Raw genomic sequence first — 20,127 nt, 5'->3', positions numbered from 1 at the left:
GGCCTGTAAAACAGGCTCGGCTGAAAAAAGACGACTATTAAAGACTATCTGCCAGCGCGGGATCAATCTTCGCCAGTGTTTGTGCGAAGCTTTCACGAATTCCGGCCAGCGCGGCCTCGCTTTCACCTTCAAAACGCAGGGTGAGCGCCGGGCCGGTGTTGGAGGCGCGCAATAGCCCCCAGCCGTTGCGGAACTCATAGCGCAGGCCGTCGATATTGACCAGCTGGGCGTCATTGAAATTGGCCAGCGCGGCAAAACTTTCGACGACGGCAAATTTCTGCTCGTCATCGATCGGCAGCAGGATTTCCGGGCTGCTGCACAGTTGGGGGTAGTGGCTGAGTTCTTCGTCCAACGTGGTGGCGCTTAGGGTCAGCGCTTCCAATAGGCGGGCGGCGGCATAAATGCCGTCGTCAAAGCCGTACCAGCGCTCTTTGAAGAAGATATGGCCGCTGAACTCGCCACCCAGCAGCGCTTCGCTGCTGGCCATTTTGCGTTTCATGTGGGAGTGGCCGCATTTCCACATGGTGGGACGGCCGCCGCGCTCGACAATGAGTTGGTTGAGTCGGCGGCTGCATTTGACGTCGAACAGGATTTCGCAGCCCGGATTGCGACTGACCATGTCGTCGGCCAGGACCATGAGCAGCTCGTCGGCGAGAGGGCGGCGGCCGGCAGCGCTCACCACGGCTACGCGGTCGCCGTCGCCGTCAAAGGCAATGCCGATATCGGCGCCGTGTTCGGCCACCGCGGTCGCCAGAGCGTCGAGATTTTCTGGAATAGTGGGGTCGGGGGAGCGGTTGGGGAAGTCGCCGTCGACTTCGCAAAACAGCGCGACCACTTCGCAGCCCAGTTCTTCAAAAATCGGCACGGCGACATTGGCGGTGGCGCCGTTGCCGGCGTCGACAACCACTTTCAAACTTTGGGCGATGACCACATCGCCGCAAATGCGGTCGATATAGCGCTGCTCGATGCTGTCGCTGCTCAGTTGGCCGTCGCCCTGGTGGAAATCCTGTTGGTCGATGCGCTCGGCCAGGGCTTGGATGTCGTCGCTGCTAAGGCTCTGAAAATCCAGAATCATTTTCAGGCCATTGTATTCGGGGGGATTGTGGCTGCCGGTAATGATGACCGCATTGCCGATATTCAAGTCGTAGCAGGCAAAGTTGAGCATCGGCGTGGAGATTAGGCCGAGGTCGACCACATGGATGCCGCTTGCCTGCAGGCCCGCTAATAGCGCCTCGCGGATACGCGGGCTGCTGCTGCGGCCGTCGCGCCCCAGCAGCATCTTGCTCTGGCCGCGGGCAATGGCCTCGCTGCCCAGTGCCAGGCCGATCTGCCGGCAGTGCTCGTCGTCAAGGTCATGCTCGGCGATGCCGCGGATGTCGTAGGAGCGAAAGCAATTGAGCCGCCCACTGGCCGCCGCGTCTTCTGTGGCCTCGCGGTGGTCGGCGGCGTCGGTGTCCGCAGTGGCTTGAGGCGCGGCAGCGCCCTGGGCCGCCGGCGCAGTGCTCAGCGGCGCGGGTTCGGGCAGCGGGGGGGTTAAACTGGCGCTTGGATCGAAGGTGTTGCCCGCGGTGTTGTCGGGGCGGCGGGCGGCTAATTTGCGGGCCAGCTGCTGCTCGAGGCCGGCTTCTTCGCTGCTGTCCTGCGGTGCTGCTTCATTGTCTGTATGGTCTGTGGTGCTGGCCGTCGGCGTGGCCCGCAAAAAGAAAATCAGGTGGCTGGCGCCGATTAGCGCCAAGCAGAGCAGGCCAATGAGGTGGATCAGAGTGCTGTCCCAGCTCAGTGCTCTGACGGTAGCCGGCTGCGGGATGACTCGCAGTGTCCAGCCCGGGACGGGCAGGGGGCGGCTGGCGGCATATGCGTCGTATTGCTTTGAGGCGGCGGCGATCACCACATCTTTGCGGCCTTTGTAGCTTTGCAGCAGCTCGTTGTTTACCGAGTCGCCGGCGATATTACGCAGAATATTGGCGAAGAATTCGCTGTCGAAGCTGACGACAATGGCGCCGTAGGGGCCTGCGGCCTGCATCATGGAAATTAACCAGCCCCGGTCGTATTGGTAGGCCTCGATAATGAGTTCGCCGCTGTCGCTGGCCTTGCGCAGCATATCGATCTCGATGTGATTGCGCAGCCGCTTGGTTTCACTGCCCTCGTCGGCAATACCCTGGGGGCCGAGGCGCACCAGCTTGGCATCGACGGCGGCGGGAAAACTGCGGCGCAGCGTGCGTTCCCGGGCGCGCAATTCGCGATCGTCGCCCCGTTGCAGGGCGCTGGCCAGCGGCGGGTATTTGGCTTGGGCATCGATACGCAGGCTAATGGCGTCGAGTACGTCGATAACGGCTGTGCGCTGGTGCTCGGCGATATTTTCGGTGATGTTGCTCGCGTGCTGCTGCAGTTTGCGCGGCAGCTCAATGTATTGCAGCCAGTAAAATGCGCAGAGCACCAGTGCGCTACAAACCAGGCCGGACAGTAAAATATCGCGACGTGCGGCCGAAAGCCTGGTGGTGTTGTGAGTGGCAGTATTGCGCTTTTTTATCATTGTCGGCCTTTGTTACATCCTACATCCCTGTGGGATGGGCGATTAGGGCTAATCATGGAAGCCCATCGTCAGTCTGTCCAGAAGGGAATGTTGTCTCTCTGGGTCTCGCAGCCTAATCGCGTTGGCTCCAGCGTGTGGCGATGTTGGCGATGAGCTGGCGGGCGAGCTGCCGTTTGCCCATTTGTTCAATACGTTGCTCGCCGTTGGCGTCGATGACAGTGACGGTATTATCGTCGGAGTTAAAGCCGATACGGCTATCCGATACGTCATTGGCAACGATCATATCCAGGTTTTTGCGCTGCAGCTTGTCGCGAGCATAGCGCAGCACGTCCTGGGTTTCTGCGGCAAAGCCCACGGTGTAGGGGCGCTGTGGATGGCCTGCCACGGCGCTGACAATATCGGGGTTGCGAATCAGCTCAATATGCATGGTGTCGCGGCTTTTTTTGATTTTTTGTTCTTCAGCCTTTGCCGGGCGGTAGTCGGCCACCGCGGCGCAAGCGATAAACACTTGGCAACTGCCCATCTGCGCCATGCTGGCCTGGTACATATCTTCGGCACTGACCACGTCGATGCGCTGGACCCGAGCAGGACAGGCGAGTTGTGTCGGGCCGCTGATCAGTGTGACCTGGGCGCCGGCGTCGGCGGCGGCCTCGGCCAGTGCGTAGCCCATCTTCCCCGAGCTGTGATTGCTGATATAGCGCACCGGGTCGATGGCCTCGCGGGTGGGGCCGGCGGTAATGCACAGTTGCACGCCATCCAGTGCGCGGCCTTCAAACAGCGTTGCGGCCAGCTCGGCTAATTGCTCGGCTTCCATCATGCGGCCGGGGCCGACATCGCCGCAGGCCTGTTCGCCGGCGGCGGGGCCAAAGAGGGCGATGCCCCGTTGGCGGAGCAATTCAGCATTGTCTTGGGTGGCCGCATCGCGCCACATGCCCTGATTCATTGCCGGCGCCAGGGCGATGCGTGCGGGGGTGGCCAGGCACAGCGTGGTCAGTAGATCATCGCCGCGGCCATTGGCCAGGCGCGCCATAAAGTCGGCGCTGGCGGGCGCTACCAAAATGAGGTCGGCCCAGCGCGCCAGTTCAATGTGTCCCATACCCGCCTCGGCTTCGGGGTCGAGTAAGGTCGTGTGCACCGGATTGCCCGACAGTGCCTGTAGGGTGAGCGGAGTAATAAATTCCATGGCGGCGGCGGTCATGACCACGCGCACGTTGGCGCCGTGATCTTTCAGGCGTCGTACCAGTTCGGCGCTTTTGTAGGCGGCGATGCCGCCGGTAATGCCGAGCAGAATTTGTCGGTTGCTGAGCTGCTTCATGCCGTGGCTCGATATTGCTAAGTAAGCGGCTATTATGAACTTTCACGGCGGTCGGGACTACCGCTGTGCTATTTATCGCACACCAGGGAGGGTGATATGGCGATTCGCGATTGGCCGGTAGACGCGCGACCGAGGGAAAAATTGCTGCAGCGTGGCGCCGCAGTGCTGTCTGACGCCGAATTACTGGCGATCTTTTTGCGCACCGGCGTGCGTGGCAAGTCGGCGGTTGATCTGGCTCGTGAGCTGCTGGCGGAGCACGGTGGTCTGGGGGCGCTGATGGCGGCCGAGCAGCGGCGTTTCTGTGCCTCAAAGGGTTTGGGCGATGCCAAATATGCGCAGCTGCAGGCGGTGATGGAAATGTCGCGGCGTTATTTGGGCGAAGCCATGCGGCGCGGACAGGTGTTTGCCCGCGCCGCGGCGACCAAGCAGTTTCTCTGCGCGCAATTGCGCGGCGAGCACCGCGAGGTGTTCGCGGTGCTGTATTTGGACAATCAGCACGGCTTGATTGCTTACGAGCCGCTGTTTTACGGCACCATTGATGGCGCGGCGGTGTATCCCCGGGAGATTGCCCGGCGGGCGCTGGAACTCCATGCCGCAGCGCTGATACTGGCCCACAATCACCCCAGTGGGGTGGCCGAGCCCAGCGATGCCGATGTGCGTATTACCGCGCGCATCCGCGCGGCCTTGCAGTTGCTGGACATTCGCTTACTCGACCACTGCGTGGTGGCCGGCCCCGAGGTGGTGTCGCTGGCGGAGCGCGGCCTGCTGTGAGGCGACTGTCAGCTCAGTGCGAACATGGAGCTGACGTCGAAGGCCTGCAGCTCATCGTCGCGGCCATCGCGCAGCTTGGCCACCCAGTTGGGGTCTTGCAGTAGTGCGCGGCCCACGGCGATCAGGTCAAACTCGCCATCTGCCATGCGCTGTTGTAACTCCGCCATGCGTTCGCCGCTGCCGCGCTGTGAGGACTGGCCCTTGGCGAGGGTGTCGAGGAAGTCGCCTTCCAGGCCGACCGAGCCGACGCTGATGGTGGGTTTGCCGCTGAGTTTTTTTGCCCAGCCGGCAAAATTCAACGATGAACCCGCAAACTCCGGCTCCCAGAAGCGGCGTTGTGAGCAGTGGAAGATATCGGCGCCGGCGTCGCTGAGTGCGCCCAGCCAGGCTTCCATTTCCGCGGGGCTGGCGGCCAGTTTGGCGCTGTAGTCCTGCTGCTTCCACTGGGAAATGCGTAAAATCAACGCAAAGTCGTCACCGACGGCCGCACGGGCAGCCTTTAGGATTTCTACCGCAAAGCGGCTGCGTTCGACCAAGCTGGCACCGCCAAAGGCGTCGCTGCGCTGGTTGCTGGGACCCCAAAAGAACTGGTCGATTAAATAGCCGTGGGCGCCGTGAAACTCCGCGGCGTCGCAGCCGATCTGCTTGGCGGCCAGCGCTGCTTGCGCAAAGGCGTCGATGGTGTCGGCGATGTCGCTGTCGCTCATGATCCGGCCGCGAGTCTTGCCGGGCTGGGGAATGCCCGACGGGCTTTCCAGTACTTCATCGGCCAATCGATCGGCGTGGGCCGGTGCGCGCATCGCGCCAACATGCCACAGCTGGGGGGCAAAGGCGCCGCCTGCAGCGTGCACCGCATCGACGACGCGCTGCCAGGCGGCCAGTTCGGCGCCGCCGTGAAAGCGCGGTACGGCGCGGTCGTTGAGGGCGCCGGGGCGGTTGATGCCGGTACCCTCGGAAATAATCAAGCCCACGCCGCCTTCGGCGCGGCGCTGGTAGTAGCCGCGCATGGCGTCGGATACCACGCCGCCGGGCGATTGCGAGCGGGTCATCGGTGCCATGGCCAGGCGGTTGGCGAGCTGCAGTGACTTGCAAGAAAACGGGCTGAACAGGGCGTTGCGTGACATCGCTGCGGAACCTCTATTTGGGGTGGGTATTCAATAGCCGTATCGCCACTTATTTGTATCGTGCGCGATATATATTTCAGCCTAACACGTTGTCTAGAATCTTGGTATGGGCTTTTATTGGCCTGAACGATGGATTTTTCACCAGTTTCATTGCTTAGGGGGCCGGCTTCTGGTATAAAGTCGCGCTCAATTTGGGTCTGACCCCACAGCGGTGTCAAACGAGCCTGATTCGGGCACTGGCTTTCCCCCGGTGCTGCGGCCCATATTTTAATGCGGAAGTTTTGAAGCAGAATTCATCGGGCTTTTTTTGCGTAAAAAGCTTTAAGAGGCGAAGGAAAATCATGTCCAGAGTATGTCAAGTTACTGGTAAGCGTCCGGTAACCGGTAACAATGTATCCCACGCAAAAAACCGCACCCGTCGTCGTTTTTTGCCGAACCTGCACAGCCACCGTTTTTGGGTTGAAGCAGAAAAACGTTTCGTGACCCTGCGCGTGTCTGCCAAGGGTATGCGTATCATCGATAAAAAGGGCATCGACGCTGTATTGGCTGAGATGACTGCCCGCGGCGAGAAATACTAAGGAGAACCATCATGGCGAAGAAAGGCGCTAGCGATAAAATCCGTCTGGTCTCCAGTGCGGGTACCGGTCACTTCTACACGACCACTAAAAACAAACGCAACACTCCGGACAAGTTCGAATTCAAGAAATACGATCCGGTTGTTCGCAAGCACGTGATCTACAAAGAAGCCAAGATCAAGTAAGGCTGCTTTGCTGGACCCGAAAAGCCGCGCTTGTCGCGGCTTTTTTTATGGCTGGTATTTAGTGCGTCGCGCCGCGGTAATTTCTGGCAGAATTCACTGTCGATGACGCGTACACAGGGATGCGGAATGAAACACCTAAGTCTGGATGAACTGCTGACATTAACCGGGCACAGTGTGGTGCTGATGCCCAGTGATGCCAGTGCCCGACAATTGCGCGACCGCATCGCTGCGCTGCGCGGTGAACACGACCAAGCGTTTTTGGAAACCGTGACTGTAATGCCCCTGGCCCAGTGGCTGGCAGAATTGTGGGACAGCAGTTTACCCACGGCTCAGGTGCTGCGGCCCATCCAATTGCTGGCGATCGCCCGCGGCATTATCGAAAACAGCGAGTATTTTCCCGACAATTGCCTGAACAGCTTGGCCATCGTCCGCCAATTCGTCGACGCCTTTCAACTCCACGCCGCCTATCAACTTGGCAGCGCGCGCGAAGACTACCTGTTTTCCCCCGAGTACCAAGCCTTTTATCACTGGCGCGAGGCCATGCAGCAGGCGCTGGATGACCTCAATGCGCTGAGCAGTGAGCAGTTACCCGCAGCCCTTTGCAGCGCCTTGGCGGCGGGCGAATTGGCGCTGCCGGACAATCTGGTCATTGCCGAGTCGGTGACGATTAGCCCGGCGGCGGCCGCGTTTATTGAGCGCTGCGCGGGGCAGTTGCCCTGCAGCCGATTGCAATTAGCCGGGCCTGCGGCAACGCCGCAGTTGTTTGCCCTGCCCCAGCGTCAGCAGGAGTGCGAGCAGGCCGCCGCCTGGGCCGCCGAGCAGTTGGCGGGGGGCGCGAGCAATGTGGCGCTGCTGCTGCCCGATATGCAGGCGTATCGCCGGCCGCTGGAACGCGCGCTGCGCCGCCAGCTCTATCCCCAGTCACTGTTTGCCGGCGATGCCGCCGAGGGCAGTGCCGAGCCCTGGGTCTTTGAAGGTAGCGAAAGCCTGTACGCCTACCCGCTAATCCGCGCGGCCTGGGATTTGATCTCGCTGGGCGAGCGCCCCGGTGAATTGGAGCAGTTGAGCCGGGTACTGCGCAGCTGCTTTGTTGCCGGCTGGCCGCAGCTGCGCGCCGAGCGCGCTCGCTTTGACCGCCACTGCCGGGAAAAGCTCGCGGTACAGACCCGACTGGCCGATGTGCTGAGGCTGGCGCACTACTACGGCGATGCCGATACCGTTGCAGTGCTGGCATCCGTCGCGCAGCATTTGCAGTCATTGCCTGCCCGCCAATTGCCTTCCGCCTGGGTACGCAGTTTTGACCAGCTGCTGCTGGCTGCCGGCTGGCCCAATGCCGATGACGACGACGCGGTGGTGGCCGACTGTCGCCGCGGCTTCAGTCAGGCGATGGATGTGTTTCGCGCCCTCGACCGCCAGTTGGGCGAGATTGGGCACGACGAGGCGCTGAGCTGGCTGCAACATATTTTGACCACCAAGCGTTTTTCGGTCAGCCGCGACTGGCCCAGTCCGCTGCGGATCATGAGCTACGACGATGCTGTCGGCCTGGAGTTTGACGCCGTGTGGCTGATGGGCCTCGATGATGCCGCGCTGCCGCGTCGCGCCGAGCCCTCGCCGTTCTTGCCCCAGCATCTGCAACAGGCCGCCGCCGTGGAGGCCTGCGAGGCGGGCTTGTGCCTGCAGCGCGATCGCCAATTGTTGGATCGCCTGCTGACGGCGGCGCCGCAGCTGTGCTGTAGCTTTGCCGAAGAGGGCGACAACGGCGCGCCGCGCACGCGCTGTACGCTGCTGGCAGAGCTAATGGCGTTGCCAGACGGCCAGCCGCTCGCGGTGGCGCCGGCCTACCAGCTGGCGGGTGATTGCCGCCTGCCGGCGCGCGACGAGGTGCGCGCCGTCGCGCCGGAGCGCCGCAGTGCGCTGCGCGGCGGCAGCGGTTTGTTTAAGGAATACGCGCAGAGTCCGTTTCTGGCGTTTGTAAAATACCGGCTGAATTTGCAGGAATTTCCACGCCCGGCCGAGGGCCTGGATCACCGTTTACAGGGAATTCTGGTGCACGACAGTCTGGAGAGTGTGTGGCGCAAGCTCGGTGACAAGCGCGCCCTGGATGCGCTGGACAGCGCACGGCTGGAGGAGCTGGTGAGCCTGTGTGTCGACGAGGCCCTGCAGGGCTCCGAGCTAAACGCGGCGCGCTTTGGCGACTCGCTGTTGACCCTGGAAAAAGCCCGGGTGGTGGCGCTGCTGTGTCGCTGGCTGGAAGACAAGGAAAAGGCGCGCATCCAGGATTTTGAGGTGGAGGCGCTGGAGAGCGAGCTGCACACCGAGCTGATGGGTATACCGCTGCGCCTGCGTCTCGACCGTATCGACCGCATCGGCGACAAGCGCCTGGTGATCGATTACAAGACCGGCAGTATCGACGGCAAAATGCTCAACAGCGACCAACTCACCGAGCCGCAGTTGCCGATTTACGCGCTGGCCGCCAGCGAGCAGCAGCCGATAGACGGGGTGATGCTGGCCCAGCTGAAAAGCCCCGACGAGTTAAAAATCCATATGCGCAGCAACTGGGCTAACAGTGTGCTGACCAAGCGCGCCCACGGCAGCGATGTCGACAGTCCGCAGAAGTGGCAGGACGAACTGAAGGCTTGGGACAGCGCCCTGCGCGACATGGCCAGCGGCATTCTCGCCGGCAATATCGCCCACGACTACAGCCTGAATATGGAGCGTAGTTTCAGCAGCTATTTGTTGCCGCTGCTGCGCGATACCGGGCCAAGCGAGGAGGGTCTGTAAATGTCCGAGCTGCTCAGCCCCCCCGATCAGCGCCAGCGCGAACTGGCGGTCGACCCCCAGCGCTCGGTCCTGCTGCGCGCCCCGGCCGGCTCCGGTAAAACCGGCGTGTTACTGCTGCGCTATCTGCACTGCCTGCTGCGCGTTGACCGGCCGGAAAAAGTGGTGGCCATCACCTTTACCAATAAGGCCGCCGGCGAAATTAAAGAGCGGGTGATGCAGGCCCTGCTGGCCGGCGATAGCCTGCCGGTAAACAGCGTGTTTGACCGCGACATTCGCGCCGCCGTGGCGGCGGTGCGCGAGCACCAGGCGCGGCTTAACTGGGGCCTGCTGGAAAACAGTGCGCGCCTGCGCATTGCCACCTTCGACAGTTTCTGTGGCAGCCTGGTGCGGCGCTTGCCGCTGCTTTCCGGTCTCGGCGCGGCGGCGCCGCTCAGCGACAGCGAGGCGCTGTACCGCGAGGCGATATTGGAGCTGTTCCGCCAACTCGACGAGCCGCAGTGTCCCGAGCCACTGCGCGAGGCCCTGCAGAGCTTGCTGCGCTACGGCAGCAACCGCATTGAAAGCCTGCAGCCGCTGCTGGCGGCGCTGTTGGCCAAGCGCGACCAATGGCAGGAGGACATTCTCTACGCCGACCCACAGGTGATGGACGCCGCCCTGGCCGAGTTGGTGGCGGGCGTGTTCAACGACAGCTGGGCACAACTGCAGCGCTTTGGCATGGCGGAGTTGCTGGCGGCGTTTCGCGAGTCCTCCGGTAGCTGCGACGACCATGCCTGGGCAGCCGAACTGCCCGACCCGGAACACATCGGTGTGGCGCAGCTGCCCCTGCTGGCGCGGCTGGCCAACAGTGTGTGCAGCGGCAAGGGCGAGCTGTACAAGCCGCGCTCGGTGCAGCACGCCAAATTCAAAAAGGGTCAACCCGGCACCGAGGCCGCCAAGGCCTGGCTCGCCCGCGCCCACGAGGCCGACCCCGAGGCGCTGGCGGCAGCGCTGCAGGCACTGGCCCAATTGCCGCCACCGGGGCTGCCGGCCGGCAGTCGCGAGCTGGTCGGCCACTTCTGTATTGCCCTGCGCTATCTGTTGGCCAACCTGCGGCTGGTGTTTGAACGCCGCGGTGGTGTCGATTTTGGCGAAATAGCCCAGCGCGCCATCGTTGCTCTGCGCGCCGAGGGCGACGCGGGGGTGGGGGAAGCGCTGCTGCTGGAAGATCGCATCGAGCATATTCTGGTCGACGAAATGCAGGACACCTCGGTGAGCCAGATTCAGCTGCTCGAAGCACTGTGCCAGGGCTGGCAAGCCGACGACGGTCGCAGTGTGTTTTTCTGCGGCGACCTCCAGCAGTCCATCTACGCCTTTCGCGGCAGCTTGGTCAGCCTGTTTGACAACTTGAGCCGCAGTGCCCGCTTTGCCGGCAAGCCGTTGGAGCTGTTGCAGCTGCGCGCCAATTTCCGCTCGGCGCCGGATCTGGTGAACTGGGTCAACCGCTGTTTCACAGCGCTGTTCGCCGAGCGCGGCAGTGACTATGTGGCGGCGCTGCCGCAGCGCGGCAATGTCGGCGCAGTGCAGGTGCACGCTGCGGCGCTGGCAAAAAACTGCGACGCCAAAAACCGTATCGTGCAGCGCGAGGCCGAGCAGATTGTCGACATTATCCAGCGCAGTCAGGCCGCCAATCCGCAGGCCAGTATTGCCGTGCTGGTGCGCAGCCGCAGTCATTTGCGCAGCGTGATGCCGGCGTTAAAAGCGGCGGGTATCGCCTTTTCCGGCCAGGATATCGACCGCCTCAGCGACACCCCGGCGGTGATGGACCTGTTGGCGCTGCTGCGGGCGCTGTGGCACGAGGCCGACAATGTGGCCTGGGCGGCGGTGTTGCGGGCGCCCTTTGTCGGTCTGAGCTGGGACGATCTGCTGTTGTTGCGTGAAGACGGTGGCGAGCTGCGCGAGGCGCTGATGTCGGTGGAGCGCTGCGCGGTCTTGAGTGCCGACGGCCAGGCTGCCTGTGCGCGGCTGCGCGATCAATTGCTGTGGCTGGATGCCCAGCCGCCCAGCCGCGATTTGCGCTGGGCACTGCGGGTACTGTGGCAGCGCCTTGGTGGTCCGGCCTGCATCGAGGCCCATCAGCAGGCGGATATCGACCGGGTGCTCGATGTGCTGGAGGAGTGCGCGCCGTCGGGTATTCTCGAGGATATCGCGGCGCTGGAATCGGCGCTGTCGCGGCTCTACGCTTCGCCGCCCGCCAGTCGCGTCGAGCTGATGACCATCCACAAGTCCAAGGGCCTGGAATTCGATGTGGTGATACTGCCGGGGCTGGGCGGTCGCGGTCGCGGCGACGACCGGCCGCTGCTGGCCTGGCAGCGCTTTGGCGACCATATGCTGTTTGGCCCCAAGCCCCAGCAGCGCGGTGGCGACGAGGAGAAACTCTACGATTTTCTCTGCGCGGCACAGAGCCGGGCGTTGAAGGAAGAATTGGACCGCCTGCTGTATGTGGCGCTGACCCGCGCCAAGGGCGAGTTGCACCTGTTTGGTGTGGCAAAGATGAACAGTAAAGACGATTTGCAGCCCGAGGCCGGCAGCTTTCTGCAGCGCCTGTGGCCGATGGTCGAGGCGGATTTCGAGGCGGCGACGCTGATCAGTGATGATGATATTGCGCCGCTGCCGACCATACCGCTGGCGCCGCGGCTGCACAATTTCTCCGTCGCCCTGCGCAGCCCGTGGCCGGAGCCCGTGCGCGATGAGTCACCGCTGCGGCGACTGCAGCGCCAGTCGCAAAATGCGGTGTTGGAAGACAACATCGAAGAGCGCGCGGTGGGCATTGTTTTTCACGAGCTGATGGAGCGCCTCGGCCGTCAGGCCAACGCCGAGCACCTGCTGGGTGATCGCCAGCGCCTGACCCTGGCCCTGCTGCAGCGCCTGCGCCATCACTGCCACCCCGAGCCGGGGCTGGAGGACAGCTGTCGCCGAGTACTGCAATTGCTGGATAACACCCTGGCCTGTGAGCAGGGGCGCTGGATATTGCAAAGCTACGACTGGCAGGCCAGTGAGCAGACGATACGCCGGCTGATGGCCGGTCAGTGGCAAACTTTGATTTTGGATCGCGCATTTATTGATGAAAGCGGCAGCGAGCCGCGCTGCTGGATTATTGATTACAAAACCGCACAGGCCCGCGGGCCGGTGGAGCGATTCCTGGGTGAACAGGCTGAACGTTACAGAAATAAAATGCAGATTTATCGCGAGGCGCTGCAGGCAACTGGGTTAGAATGCGCCATTTCCTCGGCGTTGTATTTCCCCGCACATCAGCGCCTGCTATGCCTGGATACGATTGATGAGTAACTGTTTTTATCGCTGTGTGTCGCGCATGCCGCTGCTGTTGGCTGGCCTGCTGACGGCCTGTGCCAGCCCCGGAGAGTGGCGAGAAACTGTGGCTGCGGCAGAGTCGCCGGCGATGGCGCCGGCCAAGTTCAGCGAGCACCACAGCCCGCGAGGTAGCGCTCTGACGACGCCGCAGGCGCGCAAGATGCTGCTCGGTAAGTGGTACGGGATCGCTGAAAACAGTGACGGGGTACGCAAGGAATGGCTGGTAGAGCGGGCGATTGACGGCACCTACCGCAGCGATTTTCGCAGTACCCACCCCGATGGCCGTATCAGCAGCCAGGCTGAAGTGGGTTTTTGGGGGGTGTCCGGCGAGGTGTATTTTCGTATTTTTCGCGGCTGGGTGATGGTTGACGGCATGAAACTGGCCGACCCCAAAAATCCGGCGCACTACGATGCCTATCAAATCGAAGTGCTAGATAGCCAGCATATGCGCTATCGCCATTTGGACAAGAATCGCCGCTACACCATGAAGAAGATGCCCGACAGCTTTCGCCTGCCCGTGGTGCTGGAGAACCGCAGTGAGGCATCGTTAAAGTTTGAGTTCTAGTCGAGAGCGGCCCGCGCTTGGCGCGGCTCCCTGTGACAGGCTAAAATCGCCGACTTTATTTTATTGAACTGCGGAGCCGCGCAATGGGCAGAGCCTACCAAAACCGAAAAGACTCCATGGCCAAAACGGCCGATGCCAAGACCAAGGTCTACAGCCGCTACGGCCGCGAAATCTACGTGGTGGCCAAGTCCGGTGGCGTCGATCCCGATGCCAACCTCGCCCTGCGCAGCCTGCTCGACCGCGCCAAAAAAGACCAAGTGCCCAGTCACGTCATTAAGAATGCGCTGGATAAGGCCCAGGGTGGTGCCGGCGAGGACTTTTCTCCGGCGCGCTACGAGGGTTTTGGGCCGGGTAACTGCATGGTGATCGTCGATTGCCTAACCGACAATCCCAACCGCACCTTTGGCGACGTGCGTCTGGCCTTTACCAAAACCAAGTGCAAAATCGGCACCCAGGGCAGTGTTAGCCATATGTTCGACCACTCGGCGATCTTCGTGTTTAACGGCGATGACGAAGAGGCGGTGCTGGATGCCTTAATGATGGCCGATGTCGATGTCAGTGATATCGAGTGCGAGGACGGCAAGATCAGTGTGTTTGCGCCGCATACGGAGTTTTTCAAGGCCAAGCAGGCGCTGCAGCAGGCTTTTGAGGGTATCGACTTCGAGGTGGAAGAGATCCAGTTCTTGCCGCAGACCACGGCGCCGATTTCGGCTGAAGATCTGCCCATGTTTGAGAAGTTTATGGATATGCTCAACGACTTGGATGACGTGCAAAACGTCTATCACAGCGCCGAGCTACCCGAGGGCTAATACTTCCGCTACCGCGGTTATCTGCAGCTCGTCGCCAGTGACGTCGGCGAGGCTGTAGGGCGCCAGGCTCAATAAAAACGCCTGCATGGCGTCGCCCAGCAGTTTTTTCAGCTTACAGTTGTCGATAATGCGACAGGGCTGCTCAGCGCAGTTAATGGGCTGCAGGGTGGTTTCAAACTCCTTCACAATGTCCAGCAGCGAAATCTCTTCCGGCAGTCGCGCAAGGCGGATGCCGCCGCCCTTGCCGCGTATCGCCTCGACATCGCCGCGCCGCACCAGGCGCATGACCACCTTGGAGATATGGTTGGCCGAGATATCGAAAAAATCGCAAACATGCTGGATATTGACCAACTGGCCCGGTGGCTGCTTGGCGAGAAAGAGCAGGGTGCGAAAGGCGTAGTCGGTTTGTTTGGTCAATTTCATCGGTGGCGCTCTTTACTGGAAGCTAATTTAGTAGATACTATATCGCTTTAAACATGCATGTAAATTGCACCTATTGGAGTGAGAATATGGCAACGCTTTATGAACGTATTGGTGGCGAAGCGGCAGTGGATAAGGCGGTTGATATTTTTTATGAAAAAGTGACAGCCGATGAGCGCATTAGCAGCTTTTTTGCGAACATCGATATGTTTGCTCAGGCGCGCAAGCAGAAAGCTTTTTTGACGATGGTATTTGGCGGCCCTGCCAACTATAGCGGCCAAGATATGCGCACGGCGCATGCCGGTATGGGGCTCACCGATGAGCATTTCGATGCGGTGTTGGAAGACCTTGCCGCCACGCTGGCCGAGCTGGGTGTTGGCAGCGGCGATATTCAAGAAGTGGCCGGCATTGCGCAGAGCGTGCGCGGCGAAGTGCTCGGCCGCTGATTACAGCCGCGCCAGCGAGGAAAACACCGCAGCGAGGAGTTCGGATTGCTTGCCTACACCCAGTTTTTGGTAGCTGGATTTAATGTGGCTGCGTATGGTGCTCTCTTTTACCTCTAGCTGCTTGGCAATCGTCGCTGCCGAATAGCCTTCCGCGAGGCCTTGCACGACCCTGGCTTCGCTGGGCGTTAAATCAAACAGTCGGCACAGCCCCTGCAGACTAAGTTGGCTGCGCAGCCGCATGGATTTGAGCTGTAGCAGGGCGCCGAGTTCCTGATGGCCGGGGCGAATCGAGGGAATCATCCACGGCTCGATACTCAGCTGATAGCCGTCATGGCTGTCGCCAACACGTGCATAGCGCCGGTTCTGGCGCCTGCGGTTGTCGGTAAATGCCATCAAGTTGCGGCGCAGCGTCTCCGCCTGGCGGTCGAGCTGGGGGTGGCGGAAGCGCAGCTTGCCATCGCAGTGTCTCGCCGTGCCATCCTGCAGCAACTGCTCGGCAAGTGCGTTGTGACACAGCAGCTCTCCGCTCGGGCTGAGTAAAAACGCGGCGCTGTCGACGATACGCCCCACGGCCTCGATACCCAGGCGGCTAATTTCGCCATCGATATTGCGCTTGTGAATCGCCAGCGCATTTTGAATATGCGGGACAAAGGCGTCCAGTATGCTGAGTTCTTCGCGACTGAAAGGCTGTTGGCAGTGACTGCGCTGCAGGGTGACGCGAAATGCTCGGCCCTGGCTGGGGTCTTCGATATAGGCGCCGCAGGCGTGGCGCACGTCGGCCGGTCGGGCATAGTCGGCATAGAATTCCGAACGCAGGAAGTCCCTATCTGAGAGCTCTTGGCTGCCGTGGAATTGCAGTGGCGATTTTTGGATCAGCTCTGCAGACCAAACGTCTTTCTGCAGGTAGTAGTCCAGATAGCTTTGCATATCGCTTTCATCGATATGCCGATTCAGCACCACATCGCCGGTTTGTTCCCGAGTATTTTCCAGCATCAGGGTGGTCGAGCGGGTGGGAATATCGTCTTCGAGCCGGGAAAAAAACGCCAGCCAACCCGCGGATTGATCAGCGTGTCGATAGAGTTCGCCTATCAGCTGTGACAGTCGTTCATTGTCCATGTTCAAGTCCATTTGCTGGCGTTATCCGTCGCCGCCGGCCGTATTTCAATGGTGTCATCCCCAGTTCTGAGGACGTTTCCACTCAACTATATAGTTAGTATCGGCGGTGGGCAAACCCCTGCCGCTCTGTCGAGCCGGTGAATGACTCGCCGGCGGTGGAGTGTGCCGCAGACATCGATGGCCGCGCAAATTCGCCACGGTACTCGGTACAGGATGGAGCTTGCTCTGCGGGCATGGACGCCCCATCAGAATCTCGATTAGCGGCTGCGCGAGCAGAGCATGCGGTGTGGCAATGGGCGCCTTTAATGGTGGTCGGGGCTTGTTCGAGCGGAAATTTTAGCGTGCCTTGGCCGCCATGGCGGGTGGTCGCAGGCGGCTCGCAGCAGAGGCTGCGGGTCTGGTTTTTTACTACAGGCGAAAACATCATGAGCACAGGCAATCTGAAATTGATCGCGGCGACGGCCTGCTGTGCAGCCCTCGTTGCATGTGGTGGCGGTGGGGGCGGCTCTGGCTCCGGCTCCTCGTCGAGTAGTGCATTAACGGGCAGTCCAGTGAAGGGGCCCATGGCCAACGCCGAGGTCAGCGCCTACCGCTTTGCGGCAGATGCCAGCCACTTTCAGGGCGATGTCTTGGATACCGGCAGCACCGATGCGCAGGCGGCGATCAGCGGATTGGTCATTGCCAATGACTATAGTGGCCCGATCCTGCTGGAGATCCGCGCCGTTAGCGGCACGGTCGATCTGGCTTCGGGTGCGGCGCCGGTGATCACGGTATTTCGCAGCCTACTGGCCGATACCGCAGCGCTGCAGTCACCGGTCTACCCCTCGCCACTGACCACCCTGGCCTACGACCTGGCGGTCGCCAATGCCGATACCTTGGGCTACGGCGGCAATGCCGATGGCAGCGTCAGCGAGGCCGAGTTTGTCGCTGGTTTTGCGCGGGCGTCAAGGCAGGTGGTGAGCACGCTGGGCTTCGGCTTGGACACGACTGCCGACCTCAACAGCACCGCGCCGATGCTGACTGCGCAAACAACCGATTCGGCCTCGCAGGCCAAGGCGGCATCCTACCGGGCGGCCATCGAAGCGGTCAGTGCCATCGTGGTTAATATGCGCGATGCAGCCGCAGCCAACAATACTGGCAGCACGGTCAACACCGACCAGCTGCTGGCCGGCTTGGCCCAGGATCTCAGCGATGGTGAACTGGATGGTCAGCAGGCCGGGCAGGCTATTGCTGCGTTTAGCGATGTGCCCGATGTGGTGGCCGAAATTACCGTCGATCCGGCAACACTACTGGTGCCGGGGACCTCTACCACGGTTGCCGATATTGAAAGTATTTTGATCAGCGAGCGCAGTGCCACCGGTGTCGATGTTGACAGCAGTGCCCTGGAAAGCGGTGGCGATGCCAATCGCGATCCCGAGCCCGCCAATACCACGCCGGATAGCGATGGCGACGGCGTTGCCGATAATGACGATAACTGCCCGGTGGTGGCCAACAGCGATCAGCGCGATCTCGACGCGGATCAACAGGGCGACGTTTGTGACGATGACCGCGACGGTGACGGCGTGGCCAATGCCGATGATGCCTTTGCCGATGACAGCAGTGAGAGCGTCGATACCGATGGCGATGGCGTTGGCAACAATGCCGATAGCGACGACGACGGCGACGGCGTGGCCGATGCTGATGACGCCTTCCCACTGGATAGCTCCGAGAGCGTGGATACCGACGGCGATGGCCTTGGCAACAATACCGACACCGATGATGACGGCGACGGTGTTGCCGATAGCGATGACGCCTTCCCGCTGGATAGCAGCGAGTCGGTAGACAGCGATGGCGACGGCACGGGTGACAACAGCGACACCGACCGAGACGGTGATGGCGTCGACAATGAGATTGATAACTGCCCCAATGCCGCCAACGAAGATCAGGCCGACAGCGATGGCGACAATATCGGCGATGTCTGCGATGACGACAGCGGCTTGCCGCAGGCGAAGTGGGACGAGTTCAACTGGGATCAGGCGGTTTGGCAGTAGCGGGTACTGCCGCCATGAGTTTTGCCAATAACGTATAGATTAAGTCGAAAAGGTGAAGACGATGAAAAAAATACTGATAGCAAGCGCTGTGCTGATGATGACTGCGCCGCTGACAATGGCCGGCACGGTGAACAGCGCCAATGTAACGACCTTTGAAAGCGGCTCAGCCGCCAGGGCCGCCGATGTCAATGCCACCATTGCTGCCTTGGTAGCGGCCATTAACGACAATGCTGAACGCCTGGCGGCGCTGGAGCAGGCGACGCCGGACAATACCGTGGCGGGCAACAGTTACCAGTTATTGAGTATCAACAGCTCGGTGGCCGTGGGTGGCCAGCCCGGGGAGGGATCTTTCAATGAACACGGTTTTGCCAATGTCAGCAATGGCAGCTTGAAGGCCACGATCAGCTTTGGCGAAGGCGGCACGGCGAGTTTATCGATTGCCGCGGGTGACGATGCGGAATACGAGATCAATATGCCCAACAACAGCCTGCAAAACTACGCGGATAATCCCGCGGAGAACGAAACCCTAAGCTATGTGCAAAATGGCAATAGCGTGGTGGTGACTTTTCCCGAAGACGGCACCACCTTCGACGTGGAGTTTTTGGTCAGCGCCGATGGCTCGCTGCTGACGTCGGCGACCAAAGAGTATGAGGCCAATGCCACCTTCGACGACGGCTCTAGCGGTGAGTTCGCCTTTGTTGAGTTGATTGTGGGTACCCGCAGCGGTAACTGACCCGCCCATTGGTCCAGCCTGTTATATCGACAGGCTGCGACCGCCGTCCACGGCAATGATTTGGCCGTTTATATAACTGTCGCTGCGCAGTAAAAAGGCCACAGTGTCGGCGATGTTGTCGGGCTTGCCCCAGCGCTGCAGCGGCACTCGCTCGCTGACATTGCGCTGCTCCAGCTCACCAAATTCGTCGCTGGCCATGGGCGGCAGAATCGCCCCGGGGGCAATGCCGTTGACGCGGACCTCCGGCGCCAGCTCCACCGCCAACGCGCGGGTCATCATCGCCAGTCCGGCCTTGGCAATGCTGTAAACCGGGTGGCCGGCCAGCGGCTTGTCGGCGTAGATATCGACGATATTAACGATGGCGCCGCGCTGCTGGCGCAGTGCCGGCAGCAGTGCCTGGCTGAGAAAAAAGGCCCCTTTCAGATTGCTGCCCAGCAGGCTGTCCCAGTCCTGCTCGCTGACGGCGCCCATCGCGGTGGGATAAAAGCCCGAGGCATTGTTGATCAGCGCGTCCACGCGCTGCCACGCCGACAGCGCGTCGCCGGCCAATTGCTGCACGGCGCTCAGCTGTTGCAAGTCGGCGTACAGCAGCCGCGTCGAGTCCGCCCGTGCGGCGTTGAGCTCGCGGCATAGTTCATCGCCGGCGGCGCTGGGCTGGCGGCAGTGGATCAGCAGCCGCCAGCCCTGGCGGTGCAGGTGGCGGGCGATGGCGGCGCCGATGCGCTGGCTGGCGCCGGTAATCAGGGCGACGGGCGACTGGCTCATGAATTCTCCGCGGCAGGGCTGTGGGTGGCGAATTATCGCAAGAGCGGCGCTGCTTTATAAGATATTTATTTGCTGCCTTGCTATGTCACCCAGGCTGGCTATGCTCTGGTCTTTGTTCTGCGCGGAGTCCTAGCAATGTTTGAATGGTTCGCCAGCCCCGAGGCCTGGGTTGCCCTGTCGACCTTGATCGCCCTGGAAATTGTCTTGGGCATCGACAATATCATCTTCATTTCCATTCTTGTCGGCCGCTTGCCCGAGGCTCAGCGGGAAAAGGCCCGGCGCCTGGGCCTGGGGCTGGCCATGGCGGCCCGCCTCGGCCTGTTGTTCAGCCTGTTCTGGGTGATGGGTTTGATCGAGCCGCTGTTTACCGCGTTCGGCAACGAGATTTCCGGTCGGGATATTATTCTGATTGTCGGCGGCCTGTTTTTGCTGGCCAAGGCCACCCATGAAATTCACGCCAGTCTGGAGGTGCCGGAGCCCGGACTCGGCGCGCCGGTGGCCGCCAGCTTTGCGGCGGTGATGGTGCAAATTGCGGCGCTGGATATGGTGTTCTCGCTGGACTCGGTGATTACCGCCGTGGGGCTGGTGGATCACATCTCGATTATGGTGAT

The 20,127-nt window shown here is 61.3% G+C and carries 17 protein-coding genes; 11 read left to right on the top strand and 6 right to left on the bottom strand.

Annotated elements, in window-relative coordinates:
* Positions 1 to 37 precede the first annotated feature (37 nt).
* Together ABYM29_RS04485 and coaBC are read right to left on the bottom strand one after the other, a co-directional pair.
* Positions 38 to 2,533, bottom strand: coding sequence for a phosphomannomutase/phosphoglucomutase (locus ABYM29_RS04485; protein WP_372862646.1), 2,496 nt, complete (start codon positions 2,531 to 2,533; stop codon positions 38 to 40).
* Positions 2,534 to 2,645: 112 nt separating this feature from the next.
* A complete protein-coding gene (coaBC, locus tag ABYM29_RS04480; protein WP_372862644.1) occupies positions 2,646 to 3,848 on the bottom strand; it encodes a bifunctional phosphopantothenoylcysteine decarboxylase/phosphopantothenate--cysteine ligase CoaBC in 1,203 nt (400 codons plus the stop codon).
* A gap of 96 nt (positions 3,849 to 3,944) precedes the next feature.
* Here coaBC and radC point away from each other — a divergent pair, with 96 nt between their 5' ends.
* Positions 3,945 to 4,619, top strand: a complete 675-nt coding sequence (gene radC / locus ABYM29_RS04475; RefSeq protein WP_372862641.1) for a DNA repair protein RadC — start codon at positions 3,945 to 3,947, stop codon at positions 4,617 to 4,619.
* A gap of 8 nt (positions 4,620 to 4,627) precedes the next feature.
* Here radC and ABYM29_RS04470 read toward each other — a convergent pair whose 3' ends face one another.
* Complete coding sequence (locus ABYM29_RS04470) at positions 4,628 to 5,743, bottom strand: NADH:flavin oxidoreductase (RefSeq protein WP_372862640.1); 1,116 nt, start codon at positions 5,741 to 5,743, stop codon at positions 4,628 to 4,630.
* A 341-nt stretch (positions 5,744 to 6,084) separates the two neighbouring features.
* Between ABYM29_RS04470 and rpmB the strand changes: the two genes are divergently transcribed.
* From rpmB to ABYM29_RS04440, 6 genes are all read left to right on the top strand, one after another.
* Positions 6,085 to 6,321, top strand: coding sequence for a 50S ribosomal protein L28 (gene rpmB / locus ABYM29_RS04465; RefSeq protein ID WP_372862638.1), 237 nt, complete (start codon positions 6,085 to 6,087; stop codon positions 6,319 to 6,321).
* Between the two features lie 11 nt (positions 6,322 to 6,332).
* Positions 6,333 to 6,503 (top strand): 50S ribosomal protein L33, encoded by a 171-nt coding sequence (rpmG, locus tag ABYM29_RS04460; protein ID WP_022959072.1) that lies wholly within the window; start codon positions 6,333 to 6,335, stop codon positions 6,501 to 6,503.
* A gap of 126 nt (positions 6,504 to 6,629) precedes the next feature.
* On the top strand, positions 6,630 to 9,284 hold the full coding sequence (locus ABYM29_RS04455) for a PD-(D/E)XK nuclease family protein (protein ID WP_372862635.1): 2,655 nt from the start codon (positions 6,630 to 6,632) through the stop codon (positions 9,282 to 9,284).
* Complete coding sequence (locus ABYM29_RS04450; RefSeq protein WP_372862633.1) at positions 9,285 to 12,608, top strand: UvrD-helicase domain-containing protein; 3,324 nt, start codon at positions 9,285 to 9,287, stop codon at positions 12,606 to 12,608.
* Entirely contained in the window at positions 12,601 to 13,197 is a 597-nt protein-coding gene (locus tag ABYM29_RS04445) for a hypothetical protein (protein WP_372862630.1), read from the top strand. The genes ABYM29_RS04450 and ABYM29_RS04445 overlap by 8 nt, the downstream gene beginning before the upstream one ends.
* An 83-nt stretch (positions 13,198 to 13,280) precedes the next feature.
* Entirely contained in the window at positions 13,281 to 14,006 is a 726-nt protein-coding gene (locus tag ABYM29_RS04440) for a YebC/PmpR family DNA-binding transcriptional regulator (protein WP_372862627.1), read from the top strand.
* On the opposite strand, the gene ABYM29_RS04435 is transcribed toward ABYM29_RS04440, so the two are convergent.
* The gene (locus ABYM29_RS04435; RefSeq protein ID WP_372862625.1) at positions 13,992 to 14,429 is read right to left on the bottom strand and encodes an Rrf2 family transcriptional regulator; all 438 of its coding nucleotides are present in this window, start codon (positions 14,427 to 14,429) and stop codon (positions 13,992 to 13,994) included. The genes ABYM29_RS04440 and ABYM29_RS04435 overlap by 15 nt on opposite strands.
* Before the next feature lie 86 nt (positions 14,430 to 14,515).
* Between ABYM29_RS04435 and ABYM29_RS04430 the strand changes: the two genes are divergently transcribed.
* Complete coding sequence (locus tag ABYM29_RS04430; RefSeq protein WP_372862622.1) at positions 14,516 to 14,872, top strand: group 1 truncated hemoglobin; 357 nt, start codon at positions 14,516 to 14,518, stop codon at positions 14,870 to 14,872.
* Here the strand turns inward: ABYM29_RS04430 and ABYM29_RS04425 are convergent, their stop codons facing one another.
* On the bottom strand, positions 14,873 to 15,988 hold the full coding sequence (locus tag ABYM29_RS04425; protein WP_372862620.1) for a helix-turn-helix transcriptional regulator: 1,116 nt from the start codon (positions 15,986 to 15,988) through the stop codon (positions 14,873 to 14,875). It lies immediately after the preceding gene.
* 425 nt (positions 15,989 to 16,413) lie between these two features.
* Between ABYM29_RS04425 and ABYM29_RS04420 the strand changes: the two genes are divergently transcribed.
* Positions 16,414 to 18,018 carry a thrombospondin type 3 repeat-containing protein gene (locus ABYM29_RS04420; RefSeq protein WP_372862618.1) on the top strand — a complete coding sequence of 535 codons (1,605 nt, stop codon included), beginning with the start codon at positions 16,414 to 16,416 and terminating at the stop codon, positions 18,016 to 18,018.
* Positions 18,019 to 18,079: 61 nt separating this feature from the next.
* Positions 18,080 to 18,751: a hypothetical protein gene (locus tag ABYM29_RS04415; RefSeq protein WP_372862616.1), complete on the top strand. Its 672-nt coding sequence runs from the start codon at positions 18,080 to 18,082 to the stop codon at positions 18,749 to 18,751.
* Between the two features lie 21 nt (positions 18,752 to 18,772).
* Here ABYM29_RS04415 and ABYM29_RS04410 read toward each other — a convergent pair whose 3' ends face one another.
* Entirely contained in the window at positions 18,773 to 19,516 is a 744-nt protein-coding gene (locus ABYM29_RS04410) for a pteridine reductase (RefSeq protein WP_372862614.1), read from the bottom strand.
* A gap of 135 nt (positions 19,517 to 19,651) precedes the next feature.
* Here ABYM29_RS04410 and ABYM29_RS04405 point away from each other — a divergent pair.
* On the top strand, positions 19,652 to 20,127 hold a 476-nt coding region (locus ABYM29_RS04405), incomplete at its 3' end, for a TerC family protein (protein WP_372862611.1).

Origin of the sequence: Spongiibacter sp. (assembly GCF_041602295.1) — a bacterium.
GTDB lineage: Bacteria > Pseudomonadota > Gammaproteobacteria > Pseudomonadales > Spongiibacteraceae > Spongiibacter.
This window is presented reverse-complemented; position numbering and strand designations above follow the sequence as displayed.